Source organism: Pseudomonas cerasi (assembly GCF_027983475.1).
In the GTDB taxonomy this organism is placed as follows: domain Bacteria; phylum Pseudomonadota; class Gammaproteobacteria; order Pseudomonadales; family Pseudomonadaceae; genus Aquipseudomonas; species Aquipseudomonas cerasi.
Genome location: NZ_JAQJVM010000005.1, coordinates 56,250 through 81,127 on the forward strand (window position 1 = coordinate 56,250; position 24,878 = coordinate 81,127).

Genomic DNA, 24,878 nt, shown 5'->3' on the forward strand with positions numbered 1-24,878 from the left:
CCTCCCTGATAAGAGCGATTAGTGATAGCAAAAATCTATTATCACGATCAAACCGAGGCCCGTACAGCGACCGTGATGGCCTTGACGCGGATATCTTCGAGCCAATGTGTTTCCGGTTCTTTCAAGCCGAGACGCCGTGCCGCGAAAGTACCCGGCAGGTTGATGCCGGTTTCACGGGTGTAGCCAATGCCGCCTGAATAACGCGGGTTGATCTCCAGCAAGCGCGGCTTGCCATCCGCGTCGTCGCGGGTCTGCACATTGATCAGCCCGTCGCAGGCAAAATGCTCCGCCGCACGTACCGCCAGCTGTACCGCTTCGCTGTCACGCTCGAAAGTCTGATTGAGCCCCACCTTGCGCCGCCCGACGAAAGCAACCGCCTTGCCGTGCTCGCAGACCATGTCTACCGAACACTCACTGCCCGGCATGTACGGCATGAGCAGCATGGCGGGAACATCATCGGCCTGACGATAAGCATTAAGGTACGCCTGAAAGGTCGTCTCACGCGCATCGGGGTTGGCGAAACAACGAAAATCGTCAACGTCGGTCTTGAAGCGCCAGAAGCCGCGCCCGTAAATCCCGACCACCGGCTTGATACACACCTCGCCAGACACCGCCAACGCATCGTAAGCCGTCTGCAACTCCTCGGCATTGCTGACGGCAATCCCCGGAATACACGCCAGCCCCGCCGCCTCGGCCGCTGCCGTGAAACGACTCTTGTCATCGACGTCCATGAAGGTCTGCAGGGACGTTCCGCCGGTAACGAGGTCCAACCCTTCAGCGACAAAACGCGCACGCTGCGCTTCGTAAAAGCTGCCTATACGCCCGGCGACAATAATCTTGACGCCCAGCGAGCGAGCAGTCTGCAGCACCCAGTCGATACGCTCGTCGTTATCGACCGGCTCTTGCAGCGCCATATCGGCCTGCCCGGTGATTTCGGAACGCTGCTGACGATGCGAAGCGATGATCTGTACCGACGCAGGCAGCGCATCGCGCGCACCCATGATCACTTCACGCTGGCTGGATTGCCCTTCAAGGAACCAAATCATGTCAATCTCCGGGAGACAACGCCGTCAGCAACGGCCTTGTCGAATTTTGTAATAACTGTTTTGCTTCGAAATGTTCGGATTAGGGCAAAGTCACGCAATTTTAAACAGAGGACGCTGGTATGAAGTGGCTGAGAAGGTCGATTTGGCTTGTGGTATTCGTTGCACTGGGGATCGGCGCATTAAGCCTCTACTACGTCCTGCCGCGCCATGATGTCGTGATGATCACCGGCGTGGAAGTCAAAAGAATGGACGCCGACGGCGTCATCAACGCCGAAAACCCGGCAGACGGCCCGACCCGCGACGTGTACTTCATCAACACCGAAGACCCGGACACCAAGAAAGTCGTGGTCTACCGCAACGAAGACACCGGCTGGAGCTTCCCGTGGTACTTCAAATTCGACTCCGCCGACATCCAGGCCAAAGCCCAGGGCTACTCGCGTGATTCCCAGCAACTGGCTTTGATCCGTTACTACGGCTGGCGGATAACGATCCTGTCGATGTTTCCCAACGTGACAGAGGTTGAGGCGGTGACGAGTCGTGATCAGCCGTTTCCGATTTTTAATACGATCTTTTTTGTGGTGGTGGGGTTGTTGGTGGTGATGGTTGTGGTTGGGGTGAGGAGGAGGTTTAAGGGGCGGGCGCGGGTTGATGGGGTGGTGCGTTAGAGGCTAATCCCTAACCTGAGCAGTCAGTTACTGCCTGGCCACGTATCTTAAGCTGCGTGGCTAAGCTCATAGTTAACGGCTGCTTTCACTGCGACAGGCGCAATCTCATATAGTAAAGCCACACGCTTCGCGTTCTGGCCTTCAGCCAGATAAGAATGATAGATCGTTGCTGTGTCGATTCCCGTTGTTGCCAACACCGGTTTGCCAAAATTCCTTGCCGGGTCCAAAACAACTGCCTTGCTTCGCTTTACCGGATACCAGCGCTTTGCCGACTCTTCACCTGCGTAATCAATGCCCTCGTACAGAGAGGGCGTAATGACCTGCTTGAACGCGTATTGCCGCCTCACCAGATCCAGCAGAGCCTCATCACCCGTTTCATCCAGGACGGTCGCGAAAATGTCTCGCCCGTCAGTTTGAAAACGTCTGCACGTAAACGGGTAGCGCTGACCAAACATTTCTCTGGCTTGTAACGAGGCGCTGCGGATCGCTTGCAAGCTGACGTCGTGCTGGCGAAATGCATGAACAAAACGAATTTCCAGCAGGTCGTGGAAGCCGAGCAGCTTGTCGTCCAGAAATGCGACCTCTGGCGTCCAGAGGCCGGGGTGATCGACGCCTGCCGCGCTATAGCCAAATATCCATCTGCGAATGTCCTTTGCCGGAATGCCAGTGTATGAGGACGCTTCTGCTGGGGTATAGAGACCTAATCCGAGGAGGCGGCTGGGTGATGTAGTAGTGTTCATAGCCTCTCTCCTCATGTGTGGGGTAATCAGGTGAGTAATTCTGGGCTTGATTCGGATATCAATCAACGGACGTTTTGATAACCGAAGTGGATCAGGAAGTGACCTAATACAAAAGCTGAAATGTCCTACGATGCAATCGCATAGCACCAAGCAATCGAATCAAAGCGCTCCCAACGAAGCACATTCGCCGGGGGCGTTATTGTTTCAACAGGTGAGTCTGATCTGAGTCTCTAGCAGGCTCAGGCCTTGTTGAACAGTTCGGGAAAACCTTCCGCTTTCAGTACAGCCTTGACGGATGGACGTGCTTCGACTCGGGCCATGAACGCTTGCAAAGCAGGTTGCGCTTCCAGCGAAATGCCAAAATTGACAGACCAGCGTGTTACCGCGAACAGGTAGGTGTCAGCAACGCTGAAATCGTTACCCAGCAGGTAATCACGGCCATCCGCCAGCAGGCCATTCAAGTAGGTTTGTCTGGCGATGACCGGACGCTGAGCGTCGGTGGCATCAGCTTAAGGAGATGGAAGAGAAAGGTGTGGTGATTAGGACGGTGCTGGCGACTTCGCCACCTTCTGCGGAGTACAGCCTTTCGGAGTTGGGGCTGGAGTTGCTTCCTGCGATTGAGGCGATTGGGTATAAGCTTAGGTTGAAGCGGAGGGATGAAATGGTTGAATTGGCAGGTGGTAAACCACAGTTGAACAGTGACTGGCCTTAGTCTGACATCAGCATCAAGAAGACCATCATACTAGCTGAAAACGCCAATAGTGAAACTAAGATACCGCGAAGAGCCAATTACAACAACCAACACCACTTCAGAACCTTTACCACCAAGTAAGACCTGTTAAGTTATCGCGGATGCTTATAGCATGGCATGGCATTTAAAAATTCATAGCGTGTGGCACACAAAGAATAGCCCAGCCTACGGCTAGGCTATTCCATACCCCTGACAAAAGGGGATTTAACCATTAAGTTTTAGGAAGGTAGGCGGTTGTAACCGTACCACCAACAGTCCATGTGCATTGAGCACTTGTAACACATATCATTGAATACACCACGGTTTTTGCGTCTACGTCAGCGCTACCGGTAGCTTGCATCAAAACTGTAACAGTCCCCTGCGTTGCTGACGTACCAACAGCAGTAACAGAAGCAACATACTTACTATTTATGCTAGCAGCAGCCGGCAAACCTAAAGATGCATTTGTTGTTGCAGTCGATAGACTACCGTCATTGAAAGCCAGCGCAAGTGCTTGCTGCGCCGGCGCAGAAATTGCGGAGGCCTCAGAAACCTTAGCCTTTAATGTGTAAGTGTTATATGAAGGGATTGCGACGGCAGCCAGAATACCGATGATCGCAACTACTATCATGAGTTCAATTAACGTAAAACCTTTTTGTGCTTTCATTGCTACTTCTCCGAGGCGTCAATTATGTGGTGCCTTGCGATCGAGAAAGCATAGGTCGTGCCAACAATACAGCAGCTCTGACTGCTGCAAGAATATGCGAAATACACGACTCTGAAAGGCTCAGAAATCAGCAGAAACTGACAATTTTCGTCACATGTCTCTCTGCCATTTGGCAGCACCGCCCGACTGCGCTATAACCCACCCATTGTCTGTGTCTGGTGGTTTTATGACTGATGCTGTCCTCACTGGCTTGGCCAAACAATTGGTCCTCGCCGAGCTACTTACTGAATCTGTTGCGCAACAAGCGTATCAACAGGCGCGCCGCGACAAGATTTCGTTGGTGAGCTATCTGGTTCAGAACAAACTGGTCAAAAGTCTGACACTGGCAGAGATGGCTTCCGACCAGTTTGGCGTGCCATTCATGGACCTCGCCAGTCTGGACAAAGAAAGCCAGCCTAAAGGCCTAGTGAGTGAAAAGCTGGTTCGACAGCATCATGCCTTGCCGCTGTGGCGACGTGGGAACAAGCTGTTCATTGGCATATCGGACCCGACCAATCATCAGGCAGTCACCGATATTCAGTTCAGCACCGGCCTGAATACCGAAGCGATTCTGGTAGAAGATGACAAGCTGACCACTGCAATAGATCGCTTTTTTGACAGTGATACCGGTCTAGGTAATCTGGAAGATGTCGATCTGGGCTTGGATATCGAACCGGCCGATGGCAAGGAAACCTCTCTAGCTACACAGAATGATGCTGACGATGCTCCAGTAGTGCGATTTGTCAACAAAATGCTTATGGATGCCATCCGATTAGGATCATCCGACTTGCACTTCGAGCCCTACGAAAAGATCTTCCGTGTACGCTTGCGTACCGATGGCATCCTGCACGAGGTCGCCAGACCGCCGATCCATCTGGCAAACCGTATTGCTGCGCGCCTGAAGGTCATGGCCAGCCTCGATATTTCGGAACGACGCAAACCGCAGGACGGAAGGGTCAAGTTGCGGGTGTCCAAAACAAAGGCTATCGATTTTCGTATGAATACCTTGCCCACACTGTGGGGCGAAAAGATTGTGATGCGGATCCTAGACCCGACCAGTGCGCAGATGGGTATTGATGCTCTGGGCTACGAGCCAGAACAAAAGGCACTGTATCTGGAAGCGCTGAAACAGCCGCAGGGCATGATTCTCGTAACTGGTCCCACTGGGTCCGGCAAGACTGTTTCGCTGTATACAGGCCTGAATATTCTCAATACCGTAGACATCAACATTTCTACAGCCGAAGACCCGGTGGAGATTAACCTGGAAGGTATCAACCAAGTCAACGTCAATCCGCGTCAGGGGCTGGACTTTTCTCAGGCATTGCGCGCGTTCCTGCGTCAAGATCCCGACGTAATTATGGTCGGCGAGATTCGCGACTTGGAAACTGCCGAAATCGCCATCAAGGCGTCACAGACCGGCCACATGGTGCTGTCAACCCTGCACACCAACAGTGCGGCAGAAACCCTGACTCGCCTGCATCATATGGGTGTCGCAGCATTCAACATTGCTACAGCAATCAACCTGATTATTGCGCAGCGCCTTGCGCGCAAGTTGTGCAGCCACTGCAAGAAAGAACTCGATATTCCTCGCGAGACACTGATTCGAGAAGGTTTTCCTGAAGAGAAGATTGGCACTTTCAAGATTTATGGCCCAGTGGGCTGTGAGCATTGCAATAGTGGCTATAGAGGCAGGGTCGGTATTTACGAAGTCGTCAAGAAAACAGCGGAACTGGAGCGCATAATCATGGAAGAAGGCAACTCATTAGAGATTTCCAGGCAGATGCGTAAGGACGGCTTCCACGACTTGCGAACCTCGGGCCTTTCGAAAGCTATGCAGGGCATCACCAGCCTTGAAGAAGTCAATCGCGTGACCAAGGATTAAACATGGCCAGCAAGGCAGTCAAAGTCATCGTTTACACGTGGGAAGGTGTGGACAAGAAAGGCACTAAAACCAGTGGAGAACTGAGCGGCCATAACCTGGCACTTGTAAAAGCACAACTGCGCAAGCAAGGCATCAATCCGACCAAAGTGCGCAAGAAGTCCGCTTCGATCTTCGGTAAGGGCAAGAAAATAAAGCCTCTGGATATAGCTTTTTTTTCTCGGCAGATGGCCACAATGATGAAAGCCGGCGTTCCATTGCTGCAGTCGTTTGACATCATCAGCGAGGGTGCTGAAAACCCGAACATGCGTACGCTCGTGGGTTCACTCAAGCAGGAGGTGTCGGCCGGCAACAGCTTTGCGACGGCATTGCGACAGAAACCGGAATATTTCGATGACTTGTTTTGCAACTTGGTAGATGCCGGTGAGCAAGCAGGGGCACTTGAGAGTCTGCTGGACCGAGTGGCAAGCTATAAGGAAAAGACGGAAAAGCTCAAGGCTAAAATAAAAAAAGCAATGACGTACCCAATCGCCGTGTTGATCGTAGCGATTATTGTATCAGGTATTTTGTTGATCAAAGTGGTACCGCAGTTTCAATCCGTGTTTGCTGGTTTTGGTGCGGACTTACCTGCGTTCACTCTAATGGTTATTGGTCTTTCAAAAATTGTTCAGGAGTGGTGGCTGTTAATCGTTGGCCTATTGTTTTCAGGATTTTTTTTATTTAAACGGGCTTACAAAAAATCTCAAAAATTTCGCGACGGACTTGATCGTCTTTTGCTAAAGGCACCACTCATTGGGCCTCTTATTTTCAAATCTTCGGTAGCTCGCTATGCGCGCACACTTGCTACGACTTTTGCCGCTGGTGTACCGCTTGTGGAGGCGTTGGACTCGGTTGCTGGAGCCACAGGCAATGTAGTGTTCAAAAATGCAGTCAATAAGGTCAAGCAAGACGTTTCCACAGGTATGCAATTGAATTTCTCGATGCGATCTACGGGAGTATTCCCAAGCCTTGCGATCCAGATGACAGCCATTGGCGAAGAATCCGGCGCCCTGGACACCATGCTCGACAAGGTAGCTACTTATTACGAGGATGAAGTCGATAACATGGTCGACAACCTGACCAGCCTGATGGAACCTATGATCATGGCCTTTTTGGGAGTGATCGTCGGCGGCCTTGTTATTGCCATGTATCTCCCCATCTTCAAACTCGGAAGCGTTGTCTGAAATGCCCCTCCTCGATTTCCTGGCCAGCTCACCGCTGGCCTTCGTCATTACCTGCTGCCTACTCGGCCTCATCGTCGGAAGCTTCCTCAACGTAGTCGTCTACCGCCTCCCCAAAATGATGGAGCGCGAATGGAAAGCCCAATCCCGCGAAATGCTCGGCCTGCCCGCCGAACCCGATCAGCCAGTCTTCAATCTGATACTGCCGCACTCCAATTGCCCGCACTGCGCGCACAAAATCCGCCCGTGGGAAAACCTGCCGGTCATCAGCTATCTGCTGCTGCGCGGTAAATGTTCGCAGTGCAAAGCGCCGATCAGCCAACGTTACCCGCTGGTCGAGCTGACCTGCGCAGTGTTGTCGGCCTACGTCGCCTGGCATTTCGGCTTCGGCTGGCAGGCAGCGGCGATACTGGTGTTGAGCTGGGGCCTGCTGGCGATGAGTCTGATCGACGCCGACCACCAGCTGTTACCTGACTCTCTGGTGCTGCCACTGCTGTGGCTGGGCCTGATCGTCAACGCCTTCGGGCTGTTCACCTCGCTGAACGATGCGCTGTGGGGAGCGGTGGCCGGCTATCTGGCGCTGTGGTCGGTGTTCTGGCTGTTCAAGCTGGTGACCGGCAAGGAAGGCATGGGTTATGGCGACTTCAAGTTGCTGGCCATGTTGGGCGCGTGGGGCGGCTGGCAGATTTTGCCGTTGACCATCCTGTTATCGTCGCTGGTGGGCGCGGTGCTTGGGGTGATCATGATGCGTGTGCGCAGGGTCGAAAGCGGTACGCCTATCCCCTTTGGTCCTTATCTGGCCATTGCGGGGTGGATCGCTTTGCTCTGGGGTGGTCAAATAACCGACTCTTACATGCAGTTTGCCGGTTTCAGATGACTCACCCTGATGAAAAACCCTGGATTCTTGGCCTGACTGGCGGCATCGGTAGCGGTAAAAGTGCAGCGGCGAAGTGCTTTAGCGACCTTGGCGTCGACACTGTGGATGCCGATCATGCCGCCCGCTGGGTAGTCGAGCCCGGGCGCCCGGCGCTGGAGCAGATAGCGGCGCACTTCGGTAAAGGCGTGTTGCAGACCAGCGGCGAGCTGGATCGAGGCGCGCTGCGCAAGCTGATCTTCGAAAACCCCGAGCAGCGGCGCTGGCTGGAAGCGCTGCTGCATCCGCTGATCAATCAGGAAATCGTCAGCCATCTGGCCAAGGCCAAATCGCCGTATGCCATTCTGGTCTCGCCACTGCTGGTCGAGTCCGGGCAATACCGCATGGTTCAGCGGCTGCTGGTGATCGATGCTCCGGCGCACCTGCAGATAGAACGCACCATGCTGCGCGACAGCTCCAGCCAGGAGCAGGTCGAAGCCATTCTCAAGGTGCAGATCCAGCGTGAAGACCGCCTGCGTCATGCCAACGATGTGCTGGTCAACGACCGCGATCACGCTTGGCTGAACAGCGAAGTCGAGCGGCTGCACCACTTTTACCTTACTTTGCATGGAGGCCAATCATGAGCCAACCAATGACCGTCCAATGCCCAACCTGCGATGCCCCGGTGGAATGGAGCGCCGCCAGTCCGAGCCGCCCGTTTTGCTCAGAGCGCTGCAAACTGATCGACCTGGGGGCCTGGGCTTCTGAAGAGCATGCGATTCCGGTGAGCCCGGATGCTGAGGATGAATTGTTCTCGGGTGATCTGGAGGCTCCGCACCGGGGGCATTGATAGCCCTCAATGCGCAGGCAACTCTGCTTCTGTCCAACGGGTGTCGGAGTGACCGCGGCGGCGATCCGCATTACTCACAAAGGCTGCCTCACAGTCGCCTGACTCCAAGCGGCTGTGGTCAACCTCTCAAGGGTATATTCACCTGACGCTCATTTTCCTGAGCCCAGAAACCGCAATCAGAAAATCTCGTGCAGACCAAACCCAGCCTCCCAGCAAAAGACAGGGAACCAGTATGGAAAAGAATTGATGAAAGTCAGAAAATGGCCTCTTGGCAACCCCCACTCCAACAATCGCCAGAATAAAAAGACAGAAAAACAAATAACCGAGCATTCTAAAAAACAAATAAACGACGTTTGAAAACCTCATACTGCCTACCCACACCACACCCTTTGGCGAGAAAAGTGCCATCCAACAAGCGTGGCATGCTGTCGACCAACCAAAGCAAGTAAACTGATAGGTCGATATTCGAACTCCCGCGTCAAGATAAATCCAGGCATACGTGGCATCCATCACCTCACCGGCAGCTGTTAAATGACCGGTAAAATAATAGAGACCTATACCGCCCAACACATAAACCACCAAACCCAAAATAAACACTGCCAGGTTCCTGCTTCAGGGTAATTTTACCTTCACCACTCCGCCCTTTTTTTTCAGAGCAGGATGACGCGTTTTCCAAATCGTTAAAAAGCTGTGCAAAAATTCTTATTTCAGATAGTTATCGACAGCAACGCTCTTGTTTCTACAAATCTCGTGCGACAGTCTGTCTCCATCCACAGCCTTTCCGGAATCCATCTCCTGCGCAACCTTATCTATCGCATCTTTGTAGACTTCGCTGTCAGGGTTTATGCTAGACGCGCACTTCATCAAGGCATAGCTAATCACTGGATTTCTCGAAACACCCAGACCTTTCTCATAAATCAGGCTAAGGTTCGCGAAAGCGACGTCGTCATCCTGTCCTGCCGCTTTCCAGTACCAGTCCATAGCTTTCGAGTAATCCTGGGGAACACCATAGCCGTGTTTGTACATGTTGCCTAACTCGTTTTCCGCATAGGCAATGCGCTCCGCGGAGAGCGCACGAAAATACAGCAGCGCTTCTGCATAGTTACGCTCAACACCACGCCCCTCTTTTAACATGAGCGCAAGTTGATACTGCGCACGAGGCATACTTTGAGCCGCAGCCAATCGATACCACTTTGCAGCTGTGGCGTTATCAACAGCACCGCCACGGCCTGATTCAAAAAGACTTGCCAGATCAGCCTGCGCAACGGCAAGCCCTTGAGTAGCTGAGAGCCTAAGCCAATAACGAGCCTCTTTGTAGTCCGTCGCTGTCCCTTTGCCAACGCTATAAAAATATCCAATCTTGTACTGCGCAGGGGCATAGCCAGTTGAAGCGCTGCGCCGGTACCAGGCAAGGGCGCTCTCATAGTTCTGTTCTACACCTTTGCCATACTCATAGGCTTGGCCCAGCGCCAGTTGACCGATAGGGTCGTTTCCCGCAGCGGATTTTTCATACCATTTAAATGCCTTATGCTCATCTTTCTCGACACCCGTTCCTTCCGCGAGGCTTTTAGCCAGGTTTCGTTGCGCCAGGAGATCGCCTTTCTCGGCTGCCAATTTAAGAAAACGAAAACCTTTGACCGCATCAAGGTCGACACCACGACCTTCGATATACCCCACGCCCAGAATATTCAACGCCTCGGCATCACCACTGTCAGCGGCACGCTGTATGAAGCCAACCGCTGACGTTTCATCTTTTTCTACGCCTCTTCCTTCGCCAAGCATAAGTGCGTATCGGGACTGTGCAGCAGGTAAACCTTGCTCCGCAGCGACCTTATAAAGGTCAGCAGCCTTTGATAGATTTACAGCTGTGCCAATACCGTTTTCATAAAAAAAACCTAACCTGTACTGAGCCAGCACCAGCCGCTGTTGTGCGGCGGCAGAGATATTCTCAAAGGCCTTTAGCGTATCTTTGGATACACCTTTCCCCTCCTCATACTGCAACCCGATGTAGTACTCGGCCTCAGCATTACCCTTAGCAGCCTCCTTCTGGAAGAGAGAAAATGCTTGCTCATACAGTCCTTGACTGTACGCATCCAGGCCTTTTTGCATTGATGCCAATGCATCCGCTGAAAGACAAAAGAACAAAAACCCGGCGAAGAGTGCATCAGCTTTCAATATCCGCTTCCTGAATACATGTTTAGAGGTCCTCATCACCCGCCACATTCGCCCGTAGGCATTTGGCATCGAACAGGCACAGAACGCTTGTAGGCAGGTAAAAATGCAGATCAAGATCTGCCCGACCCAGAGAGGAAAATAGCGTCATTTACGGTCCGTGTGAGAAGAAGTACCGAGTACCATTTGACTGGCCTTTCATGCCTTCGGCGCTGGACAGAAAAGCTTTAGGCGACTGAATGGAAATCTAACATGCGCTATACATACGGCAAAAAAATTGAAAGCGGCACAGTCTATTTTCATAATCGTCGCCTCAAGTGTTGAGCAAGCGCCCTATGAATGCTCGACCTCAGATCAGGCAGGCTTATCTAACCCATGCTCTGACACCGACCTGAATCTGCCCCAACGCAGTACATGTATAAGTAACTGCGCAAGCACTCAGTCAAAATTGAGACTTCTCCAACGCAGCCCTCAACGCATCAGCACTGCCAAACTGTTGCTGGCTGACCAACTGCCCGTCGCGCAACTGTAACCACAGCACTTTATCGTCATCGCCTGCGTACTGCGGCACGATGCGCGCGTCTCGATCGAGCATTACGCGGTAGCTGTAATCGCGCATTTTGGGGATGGCGAACATTTTGGCGATGATGGTTGGCATTTTCTGGATGTCAGCGACATACACCGTGTGGCGTGATTCCAGAAAGCCTTTTGGCTTGTCCTGAAGGGCAGCGTTGACTAGTTTCGCGGCGTCCATGCTGCGTGCGACCAGCAGGGTTTGTGTCTGGTTGTTCAGGGTGTAGGGCTGGTCGTATTGATCGAGCAGTGTCCAGGAAGACAGACGCTCGCCGACTTGCAGGGCGTTGGCGGTGAGGGGCAGCAAGGCAAGCAGCAGAATGGGCAGAAGCTTCACAGGTCGATCCTCGATAAAAACGGCGCCTGCGGGCATTTTTTCGCAAGCGATCAAAAAATGAATTGCCAGTCTACACCCCTGCATTCACTCTTCCAGTCATGGCAACTTGAACGCTAAGCTTGGCCCTATGGATGACTCAGACTACCTGCGCCTGTTGACGATCCAGGCCGAACAAGCCAACGCCTTTCTTTCCAATGCGCGGAAGTGGGAGCGTGAGCGTTGGGTTTGTCAGCGCCTGTTGCAGGGGCTGAACATTGCGCATCGCAATGAGGACTTCACGCCTGCCAGTCAGGAGCCGCCGGATGTGCTGTTTCGTGACGGGCGCTTCGAGGTGTTTTTCGTGCTGGATGAGGGGCGGCGTCTCAATGACGAGTGGCGCGAGGAACTGGCGCGACGACGAAGTGCGTTCTCGTTGAGCCAACTGGTACGTCGGGAGGCCAAGCCCAAGCGGATTCCGGCCTCTGAACTGCTGCACCGACTTGCCCCTACCCTGCGCAAGAAATCCACCAATTATCGCGAACGCGGCATCGACTTGGGCGGGCTGGATATCATTGCCTTCGCCAGCCTCAAGCGCGAGGTGCTGGACCTCAACAGTCACTTTCCACCACCGACCGAATACCTGCGTCAGGGCTGGCGCTCGTTGTCGCTGGTGGGGCCGACCTTCGCTCGGGTATTGTTCGCGCATCCCGGCGCACCGGATTTTCTGCGTACCAATCTGGGGCGCAGTGTCGTTTTCGATGTTGGAATCAGTTTATGAGCCCCTTGCAGGAACTGCTGGCCGATGTGCCGCAACAAGGTCGCGTGCGCTGGATAGGCGTGCGCCCGCAATCGCGGGTCGAGATGATCGAGCTGGATGCCGTGGAAGCGCGTCGCGAAGCGGGTCTGACCGGCGATCACTCGCGGCCCGGCCCGCGCAATGCGCGGCAGGTGACGTTGATCCAGTGGGAACATCTGGCGGTGGTTGGCTCGTTGCTGAACCGCGCGGCGGATAACCCCATCGTGCCGCAGGATTTGCGGCGCAATCTGGTGATCAGTGGCATCAACCTGTTCAGCCTGAAGAATCGACGCTTCCGGATCGGTCAGGCGATTTTCGAAACCACCGGCTGGTGTCAGCCGTGTGCGCGACTTGAGCAGCGCCTTGGTAACGGGACGTTCCAGGCGGTGCGTGGGCATGGCGGAATCACTGCGCGAGTGTTACAAAGCGGCATCATCCGCCTGGACGATGTGTTGCAGGTCGAACCGCTGGAAATCACTGATCCCTGGCCCCCTGCCCGTCAGCACGCTTGAGACAACGCATAAATTGAGCAGCCACCTGAACCCGGAACCGCAAAGGTGTGTCGAAGAGTACCTTCAGGCACACCGGCATCCAGTCGAGCGCAGGCCGCTCCTGAACCGGACAGTGTGGTGATGAACCCTTTATTGAGCCTTCTGACGCTATGAGCTGCCTTGCGCTCGCGAAGATCGAGCTCCCCCCGAATTCCTTAAACCTTCCGAGTAATCCTTATGACGCATCGTATTGTTATCGTTGGCGGAGGCGCTGGCGGTCTGGAGCTGGCTACCAGTCTGGGCAAGACCCTGGGCAAGAAAGGCACGGCCAGTGTCACGCTGGTTGATGCCAACCTGACGCATATCTGGAAACCGCTGTTGCACGAAGTGGCTGCCGGTTCGCTCAACTCGTATGAGGACGAGTTGAACTACGTGGCTCAGGCCAAGTGGAACAACTTTCAGTTTCAACTCGGGCGCATGACCGGTCTGGACCGCGCCAGCCGCCAGATTCATCTGGCCGAGACGCTGGATGAAAACGGCGCAGAACTGGTTCCGGCACGCAGCCTGGGTTACGACTCGCTGGTCATCGCCGTGGGCAGCACCACCAACGACTTCGGCACCAAGGGCGCGGCAGAACACTGCCTGTTTCTCGACAGCCGCAAACAGGCCGAGCGCTTTCACCAGCAACTGCTCAACCACTACCTGCGCGCCCACGCCGGCCAAGCCGACAGCGCACAGGAAATCACCGTGGCCATCGTGGGTGCCGGTGCAACCGGTGTCGAGCTGGCGGCAGAACTGCACAACGCGGCGCATGAGCTGGCGGCTTACGGGCTGGGCCAGATCAAGCCGGAAAACCTGCGCATCACGGTGATCGAAGCCGGGCCACGGGTGTTGCCCGCGCTGCCTGAGCGCATCGGCGCGCCGGTGCACAAGACGCTGGAAAAACTCGGCGTGACGGTGCTGACCAATGCGGCAGTCAGTGAAGTGACGGCTGATGGTTTGATCACTGCTACCGGGCAGGTCATTCCGGCCAGCCTGAAGGTCTGGGCGGCAGGTATTCGTGCCCCGGCCTTCCTGCAGGAACTGGATGGCCTGGAAAGCAACCGGATCAATCAGTTGCAAGTGCTGCCGACGCTGCAAACCACCCGTGACGAAAATATCTTCGCCTTCGGTGACTGCGCGGCCTGCCCGCAAAAAGGCACCGACCGCAATGTCCCGCCTCGCGCTCAGGCCGCCCACCAGCAGGCGTCGTTGCTGGTCAAATCGCTGCGCTTGCGGATCGAAGGCAAGACGTTGCCTGAGTACACCTACAAGGACTACGGCTCGCTGATCTCGCTGTCGAGCTTCTCGGCGGTCGGCAATCTGATGGGTAACCTGATGGGCAGCGTGATGCTTGAAGGCTGGCTGGCGCGCATGTTCTATGTATCGCTGTACCGCATGCACCAGATGGCGCTGTATGGCACCTTCCGTACCTTGATGCTAATGCTGGGCAGCAAGATCGGCAAAGGCACCGAGCCGCGGATGAAGCTGCACTAAGGTACGCCAGACGAGAGGCGTACGGGAGAACACCGCCGTGCCCGTGCTTCGCGTGGGCATGCCGTTCTGGACGCGCTGCGTTCGCTCTTGACTGTGCGACGCAGCGTAGAACTTGCGACGCAGAGCGTCGTGAAATGCATTCCCACGCTGGAGCGTGAGGAACGATCACCTCACTATCGTGCGGCGCTCTGCGTCGCATGCCATTCCGGACGTTCCGCGTCCTGTTGCGACGCAGAGCGTCGTGAACTGCATTCCCACGCTGGAGCGTGAGGAACGATCATCTCACTATCGTGCGGCGCTCTGCGTCGCATGCCGTTCCGGACGCTCTGCGTCCTCTTGCGACGCAGAGCGTCGTGAAATGCATTCCCACGCTGGAGCGTGCGGAACGATCATCTCACTATCGTGCGGCGCTCTGCGTCGCATGCCGTTCTGGACGCTCTGCGTCCTCTCCTCAGTGAATCCGGCTGCTCTGCCAACGCGTTTGCTGCGCCGACTTGCGGTGCCCCGAATACCCGCTATTTTTAACAGGATCGGGTTGTGCGCCAAGCAACCGGACGGAAGGCTCTCGTACTGGTATCAAGTTTGTCTGCGGCGCGCAGATAACCATTGAGTCGTGTACAACGCTGCACTGTTCAGGGATCGAACCCATGATGTCGAATCAATTCAGTAGCACTCCTGCGCAACGTCATCCGCGTTTCATCTGGTTCTCACTCATTCCCGTCGTCCCCGCCATTGCCTGGATTCTCTCTCAGTTCGGCATGGGCACCGCCAATCTGGTGGCTTGCGCTGCATTGCTGGTGATCGGTTTCGGCGCTTGTGCCTGGTCTGCCCGCTCACAGCAGAACGAAGTGCGCCACGCAGTGGCTCAGGCGCTGGACCATCATCAGGCACATAGCGCTCAAAGCAGCGCCATGGCCTCCAGCGCCCAATTCAATGAAATCCTCCTTGGTGCCATGCCGATCTGGGCCAAGCAGGTCGAAAGCTCGCGCCAACAGACCGAAACCGCCATCGTCGAGCTGAGCACGCGTTTCATGGGCATTTCCGAGCGCCTGCAGGAAACCGTGCAGGCGTCGCAGCACGCTGCCGGTGAACTGGACGGTCAGAACGCCGACGGTGCGCTGAAAGTGTTGTCGCAGAGCGACAGCGAACTAAGCCGGGTAATCGACTCGCTCAAATCCACCCAGGCCAGCCGCGACCAGACGCTCTCCCAGGTCCGCAGCCTCACCGCCTACACCGGCGAATTACGCACCATGGCCGCCGACGTTGCAGCGATTGCCGCACAGACCAACCTGCTGGCCCTCAACGCGGCCATCGAGGCAGCGCGTGCCGGTGAAGCGGGCCGTGGCTTTGCCGTGGTGGCCGACGCGGTGCGCAGCCTGTCGAGCAAGTCCAGCGAAACCGGTCAGCAGATGTCCGCCAAGGTCGACATCATCAACAACGCCATCACCCAGCTGGTGCAGGCTGCATCGAGCGGCGCCGATCAGGACAGCCATTCGGTGGCCGCTTCCGAGCAAAGCATTCAGAACGTACTGGAGCGCTTCCAGAGCATCACCGGTCGCCTGGCCGAGTCCGCCGACCTGCTCAAGCAGGAGAGCTACGGGATTCGCGACGAAATGACCGAGGTTCTGGTGAACCTGCAGTTTCAGGACCGGGTCAGCCAGATTCTCGCCCACGTACGCGACAACATCGACTCGTTGCACGCGCACCTTCTGCAGGCTAGCCAATCCCCTGATGAGGCGGTCGCCATCGACGCCCGGCAATGGCTGGCGCGCATGGAGTCCACCTACGCGACCGACGAGCAGCGTCGCACTCACCGAGGTGAATCGGCAGCACAGCAGGATTCGCAGGAAATCACGTTTTTCTAGGAGTAAATCATGGCTAAGAGTGTATTGGTGGTCGACGATTCAAGCAGCGTCCGGCAAGTCGTCGGTATCGCGCTGAAGAGTGCCGGATACGACGTTATCGAAGCCTGTGACGGGAAGGATGCACTGGGCAAGCTCACCGGGCAGAAAGTGCACCTGATCATCAGCGACGTGAACATGCCAAACATGGACGGCATCACTTTCGTCAAGGAAGTGAAGAAGCTGGCCAGCTACAAGTTCACGCCCATCATCATGCTGACCACCGAATCCCAGGAATCGAAAAAGGCCGAAGGTCAGGCCGCAGGCGCCAAGGCGTGGGTCGTCAAACCGTTTCAGCCGGCACAAATGCTCGCAGCGGTTTCCAAGCTGATCCTGCCCTGAGACTCAGGCCCCTGGAGGCCAGCATGCCCACGCCAGACGAGAGCGCCAACGACACTGCACGCGTGCAGATAGACGGCGAGTTGACGATCTACACCGTGACCGAACTGGCCGCCAGGCTATTGCCACAGATCGGAGCTGCCGCACGCCTGGAGGTTGATCTTTCACAGGTCACCGAGATGGACGGCGCCGGCCTGCAACTGCTGGCAGTGATTCAGCGCGAAGCCGGCAAGACCGGGACTTCGCTGCATTTGACCGGGCAAAGCAAGGCGGTCAGCGAAACCTTCGAGTTATGTAATCCGGGTGTAGTGCTGTAGCGCGTCCATTTGCAGTACGGCCCAGTGATCGATCAAGGAAGTCATCGTGAGTATTAATCTCGATCAGGCACAGCAGACGTTTATCGTTGAAGCGCGTGAGCTTTTGCAGGCGATGGAGGAATCCCTCCTGCAACTCGAAAGCGAGCCCGGCGACCAGGACGCGATCGGCGCGGTTTTCCGCGCAGCGCACACCATCAAAGGCTCGGCCGGACTGTTCGGGCTGACGCCTATCGTCAGTTTTACTCACATCGTCGAAGACGTGCTGGATCGTCTGCGTGAAGGCAGCGTTTCGGTAAGCGCCGAGCTGATCGCCGTGCTGCTCAAATCCGGCGATCACATGCTTGAGTTGATCGACGTGGTCGCCAGCCGTGGCGAGCAGTTGCAGCCGCCTGCTCTGGAACGCGAGGCAGCGCTGCGTCAGGCGTTGCAGGTCTTCCAGGCACCGGCCAGCGCCGGGGCCGCTGACAGCACTAGTGCGTCGGTCGTCAGTGATGATGAACAGTCAGCCGAGGTGCTCTGGCATATCTCGCTGCGCTTTGGCGTGGATGTGTTTCGCAACGGCATGGACCCACTGTCGTTCCTGCGCTACCTCAATACCCTGGGGCAGATGGTCCAGGTCACGACGGTAACCGACGGTATTCCAGCAGTTGAGGCGTGGGACCCGGAATCCTGCCACTTGGGTTTCGAGATCGATTTCCGCTCTGCTGCCGGGCACGCCGCAATCAACGAAGTCTTCGATTTCGTACGTGAAGACTGCGCCGTGGAAATCACCCCGGTGAACGAGACGCCAGACCACCTTGAGCCTACCGGCACCGAACTGGTCTCGCAGCCCGAGCACAGCCCTCTGGTGGCCAGCGGCGAACTGCTGGGCGATCAGCGCGCAGTGCCTCGTACGCCCGCAACGGCAACGGCAACCGCTGTAGAGCGCCCTTCTTCGGCCAGCGAGCAGAAAAACAAGGATGGCCGCTATGTGCGCGTCAACGCCGACAAGCTCGACGAGTTGATCAATCTGGTCGGCGAGCTGGTCATTGCCAGCGCTGGTGCCAGCCTGCTGGCCAAGTCGTGCGACAACGACCCGCTTCAGGAAGCCAGTTCCACCGTATCGGGGCTGGTCGAGCAGATTCTGGATGGCGCGCTGCACCTGCGCATGATCCCCATCGGCGATACCTTCAATCGCTTCCGCCGCGTGGTGCGCGATGTCAGCCAGGAACTGGGCAAGGACATTGACCTGATCATCAATGGTGCGGAGACCGAACTGGACAAGACCGTCGTCGAAAAGATCGGCGACCCGCTCATGCACCTGCTGCGCAATTCCATGGACCACGGCATCGAGAGCGCCGAAGCACGTCGCGCAGCAGGCAAACCGGCCAAAGGTCATTTGAGCCTCAACGCGTACCACGACTCGGGCAGCATCGTCATTGAAATCGCCGACGACGGGGCCGGACTCAACCGCGAGCGCATCCTCGACAAGGCCCAGCAACGCGGACTGGTGGCGGCCGGCGCAAGCCTCACCGATCAGGAAATCTACAACCTGATTTTCGAGCCAGGCTTTTCCACTGCCGAGGCCGTCACCAACCTTTCGGGGCGCGGTGTCGGCATGGACGTGGTCAAGCGCAACATCACCTTGCTGCGCGGCACGGTGGATCTGGACAGTCAGCCCGGTCAGGGCACCATCGTGCGCATCCGCCTGCCGCTGACGCTGGCGATCATCAACGGTTTTCTGGTCGGTATCGATCAGTCGACGTACGTAATCCCGCTGGACATGGTGCAGGAATGCATCGAGCTGGACGAACACAACCGGCAGTTGACCCGCGACAGCGGCTACCTGGACCTGCGTGGCGAAGTGCTGCCGCTGGTCTACCTGCGTGACCACTTCAATCATGAAGGCCCGGCCGCCAGGCGCCAGAACGTGGTGGTGGTGCGTTACGCCGAGCACAAGGCCGGTCTGGTGGTCGATGACCTGCTTGGCGAGTTCCAAACCGTTATCAAACCTCTGGGCAAGCTGTTCGGCGCGCTGCGCGGCATCAGCGGCTCGACGATTCTGGGCAGCGGCGCGGTGGCGTTGATTCTCGACATACCCGCCCTGCTCAACCAGATCGTACACATGGAGGCCCGCTCGACCCAGGCGCCTCAATCCCTGTTGCCCACTTCTCGCTGACGGATTCGCAATTCCCAAGGAGTTACTTCAATGAAATGGTTCTACGATCTGAAGATTTCCACCAAGCTGATTACCTCGTTTCTGGTGGTTCTGGCGTTGACCGCGGCCATGGGAGTCTTTGCCATCATCCAGCTCGGCCAGGTCAACCAGGCCGCTCAGGACATCAAGGAAAACTGGATGCCGTCCATGCGCGCGGCTTCGGGCATGCGCTTCTTCGCCGCCAACTATCGCTTGAAGGAAAACCGCCACATTGCAGCCGACACCGCCCAGGAAAAGGCGCAGATGGAGCTTGAAGCAGCGGACTCTCGCAAACAGTTCGAAACCCGCCTGGCCACCTATGACAAGCTGGTGGTCAGTGACGAAGATCGCCAACTGTTCAATGGCGTTACCTCGACATGGGCTGCGTACCTCAAGAGCAGCAACGAGTTGTTCGACATGTCCCGTCAGGGCCTCGAAGCCCAGGCACGAGCGCTGCTGAAGGGCGAGTCCAAAACGCATTTCGACGAAGTGACCAGTCAGTTGCAAAAAATGGTCGAGCTCAACGACGCCGGGGCGACTGCTGCTGGTGACAAAGGCACCACGCTGTACGAAAACGCACGCATCTCGATCGTCGTCGTGCTGGTTGCAGCCTTGTTGATCGGTCTCGGCCTGGCGCTATTCATCGCCCGGATCATCTCCCGCCCGCTGAAAGAGGCTGCAACGGCCGCCGAGCAGTTGGCAGAGGGCAACCTCAACGCCCACATCGGCCACGGTTCCAAGGACGAGACCGGCATGGTGCTCAACGCCATGCGCAACATGGTCGGCAAGCTGTCGCACATCATCGGCGAAGTGCGTAATGCCGCCGACAACCTGGCCAGTGCCTCGGAAGAAGTCAGCGCCACCGCTCAGTCGATGAGCCAGGCCACCAGCGAGCAGGCCGCCAGCGTCGAAGAGACCAGCGCGTCGGTCGAGCAGATGAGCGCCAGCATCAACCAGAACACCGAGAACGCCAAAGTCACCGATGGCATGGCCAGCAAGGCCGCCAAGGAAGCCACCGATGGCGGCGAATCGGTGCAGCAGACCGTTGTGGCGATGAAGAAAATCGCCCAGCGCATCAGCATCATCGACGACATCGCTTACCAGACCAACCTGCTCGCCCTCAACGCTGCCATCGAAGCCGCGCGTGCCGGCGAACATGGCAAGGGGTTTGCGGTTGTGGCCGCCGAGGTGCGCAAGCTGGCCGAACGCAGCCAGGTGGCCGCGCAGGAAATCGGCGAGTTGTCGTCGAGCAGCGTGGACATGGCCGAGAAGGCCGGCAAGTTGCTGGACGAGATGGTGCCCTCGATCAACAAGACCTCCGACCTTGTGCAGGAAATCAGTGCTGCGTCGGAAGAGCAGGCAGCCGGTGTGGCGCAGATCAACACTGCCATGACCCAGCTCAACCAGGTCACCCAGCAAAACGCATCGAGCAGCGAAGAACTGGCGGCCACAGCTGAAGAAATGAGCAGCCAGGCCGAACAACTGCAACAGGCCATGAGTTTCTTCACCCTCGACGCATCGCCAAGGGCCGTCGCGCAGAACGCTACGTTCGACAGCCGCAACAGCCCGAACCGTCAGCCTCCGCGCCCTCCACAGCAGGCTCCGCGCAAGGCATTTGCGCAAAGCATGGCGGGCGCCCCGGACGAATCGGAATTTACCCGTTTCTGATTGCCGGCTTCGATAGAGACTCCAGGGGAGAACGACATGGGCTCATTGGTCACGACTCGGCAGACCGCAGCGACGGTCGAAGAAGAGGCGCAGTACCTGACTTTCATGCTCGGTGGCGAGATGTTCGCCATCGGCATTCTGGGCATCAAGGAAATCATCGAGTACGGCAGCCTGACGGTGGTGCCGATGATGCCCGCCTTCGTGCGCGGGGTGATCAATCTGCGCGGCGCGGTGGTGCCGGTGGTCGATCTGTCGGCGCGCTTCGGGCGGCAGAACTCGGATATCACCCGGCGTTCGTGCGTGATCATCATCGAGGCCAACAGCGAGGACGGCCAGCCGCAGGACATCGGTCTGCTGGTCGACAATGTCTCGGCGGTGCTGGAGATTCCGGCGTCGCAGATCGAGCCGCCGCCGAACTTCGGTGCGAGAATTCGCGCCGACTTCATCAGCGGCATGGCCAAGGTCGACGGCAAGTTCGTGATCGTTCTTGAGGTCGACCGCGTGTTGTCCATCGATGAAATGTCCAGCCTTGCCGAGGCAAGCCAGTCGCTGCCGCCCGACGTCGATGCGACGTGAGGTCTGCACATGCCTGATACAGCGTCGCTCACCGATCGCGAATTCGGCCAGTTCCAGAACTGGCTGTACAACGCTGCGGGCATCAAACTGACGCTGGCCAAGAAAGCGCTGGTCGCCGGCCGTCTGTTCAAGCGTCTCAAGCATTACGAGCTGGACAACTATGGCGAGTATTTCAAGCTGATCATGAACGATCAGCGCAACGGCGAGCTGCAAGTGGCGCTGGACCTGCTGACCACCAACGAAACGTATTTCTTCCGCGAACCCAAGCACTTCGATTTTCTGCGTCAGCAGGTGCTGCCCAAGGTCACGCACGGCAAAATGTTCCGTATCTGGAGCGCTGCCAGTTCGTCTGGCGAAGAGCCCTACAGCCTGGCCATGACCCTGGCCGAACAACTGGGCACAACCTCTTGGGAAGTGGTCGGTTCGGACATCAGTACCCGCGTGCTGAGCAAGGCGCGCAGCGGTCACTACCCCATGGAACGCACCGAGACGTTACCGCAACCTTTGCTGTTCAAATACTGTCTGAAAGGCATAGGTCGCCAGGAAGGGACCTTCCTGATCGACAAGTCGTTGCGCAGCCGGGTCAGTTTCGTGCAGGTCAATCTCAATGACACCCTGCCGGATCTTGGCGAGTTCGACGTAATCTTCCTGCGCAACGTGATGATTTATTTCGATCAGGAAACCAAAAGCAAAGTGGTGGCGCGGTTGATCCCGCGTCTCAAGCCAGGAGGCTATTTCATCATCAGCCACTCAGAAAGCCTGAACGGTGTAAATGACATGTTGAAAATGGTCTCCCCTTCGATTTACCGCAAACCATGAACACGCCTGTCGGTGTAGCCGAAATAGTGCTGGGGCCTGGCGAAGTGGTCTTTCAGACCCGGCCGACTCGCCTGCGCACGTTGCTGGGTTCATGCGTGGCGATTACCTTCTGGCACCCGTGGCGGCGTATTGGCGGCATGTGCCACTTCATGTTGCCCGGGCGCATACGCAGGCATCAGCCACTGGACGGCAGGTACGCTGACGAAGCGATGGAAATACTCATTCGCCATGCGCTGGCCAATGGCACCCTGCCGGAGGAATATCAGGTCAAACTGTTTGGCGGCGGCGAAATGTTTCCAGCTCATCGCCATGACCCGCACATGCAGAACGTCGCTGACAGCAACGTTCATGCGGCGCTTGCGCTGGCCGAACAGCACCGCTTGAAGCTGATGGCTCAGGATCTGGGCAGCACCGGCCATCGCAGCATCATCTTCGACCTGTGGGACGGAAACGTATGGGTCAGGCACCAACCAATGGAAGCAATGGAAAAAGATGCCAAACAAAAAAATCAGCGTACTGCTGGTCGATGATTCGGCCGTGGTACGCCAGGTGCTGGTGGCCATTCTCAACGACACCCCCGATATTCACGTGATGGGTGCGGCGTCAGACCCGATATTTGCCATGAGCAAGCTCGCTCAGGAATGGCCGGACGTCATTGTGCTGGACGTGGAAATGCCGCGCATGGACGGCATCACCTTTCTCAAGAAGATCATGAGCGAGCGGCCGACACCGGTGGTGATCTGCTCGTCGCTGACCCAGAAAGGCGCGGAAACCTCATTGCAGGCGCTGTCTGCCGGGGCGGTGGAAATCATCACCAAGCCCACCACCGGCCTGAAGAACTTCCTCATCGATTCGGCTGCCGAGCTGGTTGCAGCAGTACGCGCAGCAGCCAACTCCAACGTCAGGAACCTCGGCAAGCGCACCGCCGCCCCGGTGCTGACCCCGGCCAGCAAACTGACCGCCGATGCCATTTTGCCGGCTGCCAGCGGCCATGCCATGGCGCAGACCACTGAACGCATCGTCGCCATCGGCACCTCAACAGGCGGTACACAGGCACTTGAAGCGGTTCTGACGGCCCTGCCCCGCGTCTGTCCCGGCATGGTCATCGTCCAGCACATGCCGGAAAAATTCACCGCATCGTTCGCCGAACGCCTGAACAGCCTGAGTCAGATCGAGGTGCGCGAGGCCAGAAACAACGACCGCATCCTGCCCGGCCTCGCGTTGATCGCCCCCGGCGGCAAACACATGATGGTCACGCGCAGCGGCGCCTACTACCACGTCCAGGTCATCGACGGCCCGCTGGTCAACCGCCATCGTCCTTCGGTGGACGTGCTGTTTCGCTCGGTGGCCAAATTCGCCGGCAAGAACGCCACCGGCATCATCATGACCGGCATGGGCGACGACGGCGCACGCGGGCTCAAGGAAATGCTCGATGCCGGCAGCGCGACAGTGGCTCAGGACGAAGCCAGCTGCGTGGTATTCGGCATGCCCAAGGAAGCGATCAAACTGAACGCGGCGCAGCGGATCATCCCGTTGCAGGAGATTCATCAGGTGATCCTGCACCGTTGAACCCGAAGCTGTCGCCGTGCAACCAGCGTTTCTTTCGACACTCACATTTCACTGTAGAAACCCCGGGCGCACGGCAGCGCTCAGAAAAACAGCCTTATCGGGCCCACGATGGTGTCAGCAAAGCCTGATGGCCAGCGCTGGACCTGGATGACCCTGAAGCCCCGTCAGAGAATGAGACCAACTGGAAAAAAGGCTCTGCCTCCAGGTTCCTGTGCTGATTGGAAGTCCCTGATCTGTTGCTTTTATGCTCATTGCGGTAAGACGCATAGCTCCAGTGCCCAGGGGAGACATCGGAGTCCGGGCGATGGCTGCTCTGCCTCACACCGGCGGCGCTCAACTCCTGTTCGATACTGCTGATCATCCCCCTCATTTTGCCCATGTACTCTGGGCTGTAGGTGTTATCTGCACGGTCAGGCTTGGCGTAGATTGTGAACTGAGCGCCCAGCGCCACACGCTGCTTTGCCGCCGGCATCTCTGCCTGCAGGCACTTCATGTCAGTCACTTTCCACGAGTCCACCGGGCTGTCGCTCGCCTGCAGTATTTTGCCTATCGCATTGAATGCGTTCGGTACATCCTCAGGCGCCACGCTGAGGTGGATCTTGTCTCCGGCAAACTCTCCCTTGCAGTTCGGCTCCAGGCGATCCATATGGATGAAGACTTCAGACCCCGTCATCTTGAAATGATTGGCGGCAGTCCAGCCACCGTGATTTTCGCCCAGCGCGCTTTGCGCGACGTCATAAGTGGGGGCACGGTGATTAACGGCAAAACGTGTCTGTGTGTTGGCACGCACTTCGCTCTGATTCAAACGGCGCAATTCTGCACCTGCATCCTTCTTCACAGTCGGCTGGGCAATTGCCGTATTGAGTTTTAAATTGAAGGCGGGTCTGTTGATAGGCATAGCTTTTATACCTGCTACTTATCGGTCATGAAAAAAGGGGGT

At 56.7% G+C, this 24,878-nt stretch carries 27 protein-coding genes and 1 pseudogene; 20 read left to right on the forward strand and 8 right to left on the reverse strand.

The window, feature by feature from the left end; genetic code table 11:
- Window positions 1–47: 47 nt before the first annotated feature.
- Window positions 48–1,046 (reverse strand): ATP-grasp domain-containing protein, encoded by a 999-nt coding sequence (locus PI739_RS24110; RefSeq protein WP_271352228.1) that lies wholly within the window; start codon window positions 1,044–1,046, stop codon window positions 48–50.
- A 119-nt stretch (window positions 1,047–1,165) separates the two neighbouring features.
- Here PI739_RS24110 and PI739_RS24115 point away from each other — a divergent pair, with 119 nt between their 5' ends.
- Window positions 1,166–1,711: a DUF1523 family protein gene (locus PI739_RS24115; RefSeq protein ID WP_003371273.1), complete on the forward strand. Its 546-nt coding sequence runs from the start codon at window positions 1,166–1,168 to the stop codon at window positions 1,709–1,711.
- A gap of 47 nt (window positions 1,712–1,758) precedes the next feature.
- On the opposite strand, the gene PI739_RS24120 is transcribed toward PI739_RS24115, so the two are convergent.
- Together PI739_RS24120 and PI739_RS24125 are read right to left on the reverse strand one after the other, a co-directional pair.
- A complete protein-coding gene (locus tag PI739_RS24120; RefSeq protein ID WP_172831880.1) occupies window positions 1,759–2,346 on the reverse strand; it encodes a DUF433 domain-containing protein in 588 nt (195 codons plus the stop codon).
- A gap of 344 nt (window positions 2,347–2,690) precedes the next feature.
- Entirely contained in the window at window positions 2,691–2,912 is a 222-nt protein-coding gene (locus PI739_RS24125) for a glutathione binding-like protein (protein WP_003371270.1), read from the reverse strand.
- Window positions 2,913–2,956: 44 nt separating this feature from the next.
- On the opposite strand from PI739_RS24125, the pseudogene PI739_RS24130 reads away from it, so the two are divergent.
- Window positions 2,957–3,163: pseudogene (locus PI739_RS24130) on the forward strand (winged helix-turn-helix transcriptional regulator); the annotation flags it as partial.
- A gap of 250 nt (window positions 3,164–3,413) precedes the next feature.
- Here the strand turns inward: PI739_RS24130 and PI739_RS24135 are convergent.
- Entirely contained in the window at window positions 3,414–3,848 is a 435-nt protein-coding gene (locus tag PI739_RS24135) for a pilin (protein WP_003371267.1), read from the reverse strand.
- A 226-nt stretch (window positions 3,849–4,074) separates the two neighbouring features.
- Here PI739_RS24135 and pilB point away from each other — a divergent pair, with 226 nt between their 5' ends.
- Genes pilB through yacG form a run of 5 tightly spaced genes read left to right on the forward strand, consistent with a single transcriptional unit; the run spans window position 4,075 to window position 8,689 of the window.
- Window positions 4,075–5,769 carry a type IV-A pilus assembly ATPase PilB gene (gene pilB / locus PI739_RS24140; protein WP_003430729.1) on the forward strand — a complete coding sequence of 565 codons (1,695 nt, stop codon included), beginning with the start codon at window positions 4,075–4,077 and terminating at the stop codon, window positions 5,767–5,769.
- Between the two features lie 2 nt (window positions 5,770–5,771).
- On the forward strand, window positions 5,772–6,989 hold the full coding sequence (locus PI739_RS24145) for a type II secretion system F family protein (protein WP_003371261.1): 1,218 nt from the start codon (window positions 5,772–5,774) through the stop codon (window positions 6,987–6,989).
- Between the two features lies 1 nt (window position 6,990).
- Entirely contained in the window at window positions 6,991–7,863 is an 873-nt protein-coding gene (locus tag PI739_RS24150) for a prepilin peptidase (RefSeq protein WP_003430731.1), read from the forward strand.
- Window positions 7,860–8,483 carry a dephospho-CoA kinase gene (gene coaE / locus PI739_RS24155; protein ID WP_003350248.1) on the forward strand — a complete coding sequence of 208 codons (624 nt, stop codon included), beginning with the start codon at window positions 7,860–7,862 and terminating at the stop codon, window positions 8,481–8,483. The genes PI739_RS24150 and coaE overlap by 4 nt, the downstream gene beginning before the upstream one ends.
- Window positions 8,480–8,689 carry a DNA gyrase inhibitor YacG gene (gene yacG, locus PI739_RS24160; protein WP_002552020.1) on the forward strand — a complete coding sequence of 70 codons (210 nt, stop codon included), beginning with the start codon at window positions 8,480–8,482 and terminating at the stop codon, window positions 8,687–8,689. Before coaE ends, yacG begins: the two co-directional genes overlap by 4 nt.
- A 138-nt stretch (window positions 8,690–8,827) precedes the next feature.
- On the opposite strand, the gene PI739_RS24165 is transcribed toward yacG, so the two are convergent.
- The 3 genes from PI739_RS24165 to PI739_RS24175 form a co-directional block, all read right to left on the reverse strand.
- Window positions 8,828–9,286 (reverse strand): hypothetical protein, encoded by a 459-nt coding sequence (locus PI739_RS24165; RefSeq protein ID WP_003371256.1) that lies wholly within the window; start codon window positions 9,284–9,286, stop codon window positions 8,828–8,830.
- A gap of 105 nt (window positions 9,287–9,391) precedes the next feature.
- Window positions 9,392–10,912, reverse strand: coding sequence for a tetratricopeptide repeat protein (locus tag PI739_RS24170; protein WP_003371254.1), 1,521 nt, complete (start codon window positions 10,910–10,912; stop codon window positions 9,392–9,394).
- Between the two features lie 391 nt (window positions 10,913–11,303).
- On the reverse strand, window positions 11,304–11,771 hold the full coding sequence (locus tag PI739_RS24175; RefSeq protein ID WP_054082241.1) for a hypothetical protein: 468 nt from the start codon (window positions 11,769–11,771) through the stop codon (window positions 11,304–11,306).
- Window positions 11,772–11,898: 127 nt separating this feature from the next.
- Here PI739_RS24175 and PI739_RS24180 point away from each other — a divergent pair, with 127 nt between their 5' ends.
- The 13 genes from PI739_RS24180 to PI739_RS24240 all read left to right on the forward strand — a co-directional run bounded on the left by PI739_RS24180 (window position 11,899) and on the right by PI739_RS24240 (window position 23,938).
- A complete protein-coding gene (locus PI739_RS24180) occupies window positions 11,899–12,528 on the forward strand; it encodes a DUF1780 domain-containing protein (protein ID WP_003345130.1) in 630 nt (209 codons plus the stop codon).
- A complete protein-coding gene (locus PI739_RS24185; RefSeq protein WP_054082223.1) occupies window positions 12,525–13,058 on the forward strand; it encodes an MOSC domain-containing protein in 534 nt (177 codons plus the stop codon). Before PI739_RS24180 ends, PI739_RS24185 begins: the two co-directional genes overlap by 4 nt.
- A complete protein-coding gene (locus tag PI739_RS24190) occupies window positions 12,994–13,179 on the forward strand; it encodes a DUF3094 family protein (protein ID WP_230082019.1) in 186 nt (61 codons plus the stop codon). Before PI739_RS24185 ends, PI739_RS24190 begins: the two co-directional genes overlap by 65 nt.
- A 95-nt stretch (window positions 13,180–13,274) precedes the next feature.
- Complete coding sequence (locus PI739_RS24195) at window positions 13,275–14,573, forward strand: NAD(P)/FAD-dependent oxidoreductase (protein ID WP_003430739.1); 1,299 nt, start codon at window positions 13,275–13,277, stop codon at window positions 14,571–14,573.
- A 1,031-nt stretch (window positions 14,574–15,604) separates the two neighbouring features.
- Window positions 15,605–16,438 (forward strand): methyl-accepting chemotaxis protein, encoded by an 834-nt coding sequence (locus PI739_RS24200; protein WP_370661173.1) that lies wholly within the window; start codon window positions 15,605–15,607, stop codon window positions 16,436–16,438.
- A gap of 9 nt (window positions 16,439–16,447) precedes the next feature.
- A complete protein-coding gene (locus PI739_RS24205; RefSeq protein ID WP_002553206.1) occupies window positions 16,448–16,816 on the forward strand; it encodes a response regulator in 369 nt (122 codons plus the stop codon).
- Between the two features lie 23 nt (window positions 16,817–16,839).
- The gene (locus PI739_RS24210; RefSeq protein ID WP_003403294.1) at window positions 16,840–17,130 is read left to right on the forward strand and encodes an STAS domain-containing protein; all 291 of its coding nucleotides are present in this window, start codon (window positions 16,840–16,842) and stop codon (window positions 17,128–17,130) included.
- Between the two features lie 46 nt (window positions 17,131–17,176).
- Window positions 17,177–19,288 (forward strand): chemotaxis protein CheA, encoded by a 2,112-nt coding sequence (locus PI739_RS24215; protein WP_054082222.1) that lies wholly within the window; start codon window positions 17,177–17,179, stop codon window positions 19,286–19,288.
- Between the two features lie 30 nt (window positions 19,289–19,318).
- The gene (locus PI739_RS24220; RefSeq protein ID WP_054082221.1) at window positions 19,319–20,974 is read left to right on the forward strand and encodes a methyl-accepting chemotaxis protein; all 1,656 of its coding nucleotides are present in this window, start codon (window positions 19,319–19,321) and stop codon (window positions 20,972–20,974) included.
- Between the two features lie 36 nt (window positions 20,975–21,010).
- Window positions 21,011–21,550: a chemotaxis protein CheW gene (locus PI739_RS24225; protein ID WP_005745466.1), complete on the forward strand. Its 540-nt coding sequence runs from the start codon at window positions 21,011–21,013 to the stop codon at window positions 21,548–21,550.
- A gap of 9 nt (window positions 21,551–21,559) precedes the next feature.
- Window positions 21,560–22,369: a CheR family methyltransferase gene (locus PI739_RS24230; protein WP_054082220.1), complete on the forward strand. Its 810-nt coding sequence runs from the start codon at window positions 21,560–21,562 to the stop codon at window positions 22,367–22,369.
- Window positions 22,366–22,899: a chemoreceptor glutamine deamidase CheD gene (gene cheD / locus PI739_RS24235; RefSeq protein ID WP_003371235.1), complete on the forward strand. Its 534-nt coding sequence runs from the start codon at window positions 22,366–22,368 to the stop codon at window positions 22,897–22,899. Before PI739_RS24230 ends, cheD begins: the two co-directional genes overlap by 4 nt.
- Window positions 22,862–23,938, forward strand: coding sequence for a protein-glutamate methylesterase/protein-glutamine glutaminase (locus tag PI739_RS24240; protein WP_003430751.1), 1,077 nt, complete (start codon window positions 22,862–22,864; stop codon window positions 23,936–23,938). Before cheD ends, PI739_RS24240 begins: the two co-directional genes overlap by 38 nt.
- Before the next feature lie 94 nt (window positions 23,939–24,032).
- Here the strand turns inward: PI739_RS24240 and ospF are convergent, their stop codons facing one another.
- The gene (gene ospF, locus PI739_RS24245) at window positions 24,033–24,836 is read right to left on the reverse strand and encodes a type III secretion system effector phosphothreonine lyase (RefSeq protein ID WP_003430753.1); all 804 of its coding nucleotides are present in this window, start codon (window positions 24,834–24,836) and stop codon (window positions 24,033–24,035) included.
- Window positions 24,837–24,878: the final 42 nt, after the last annotated feature.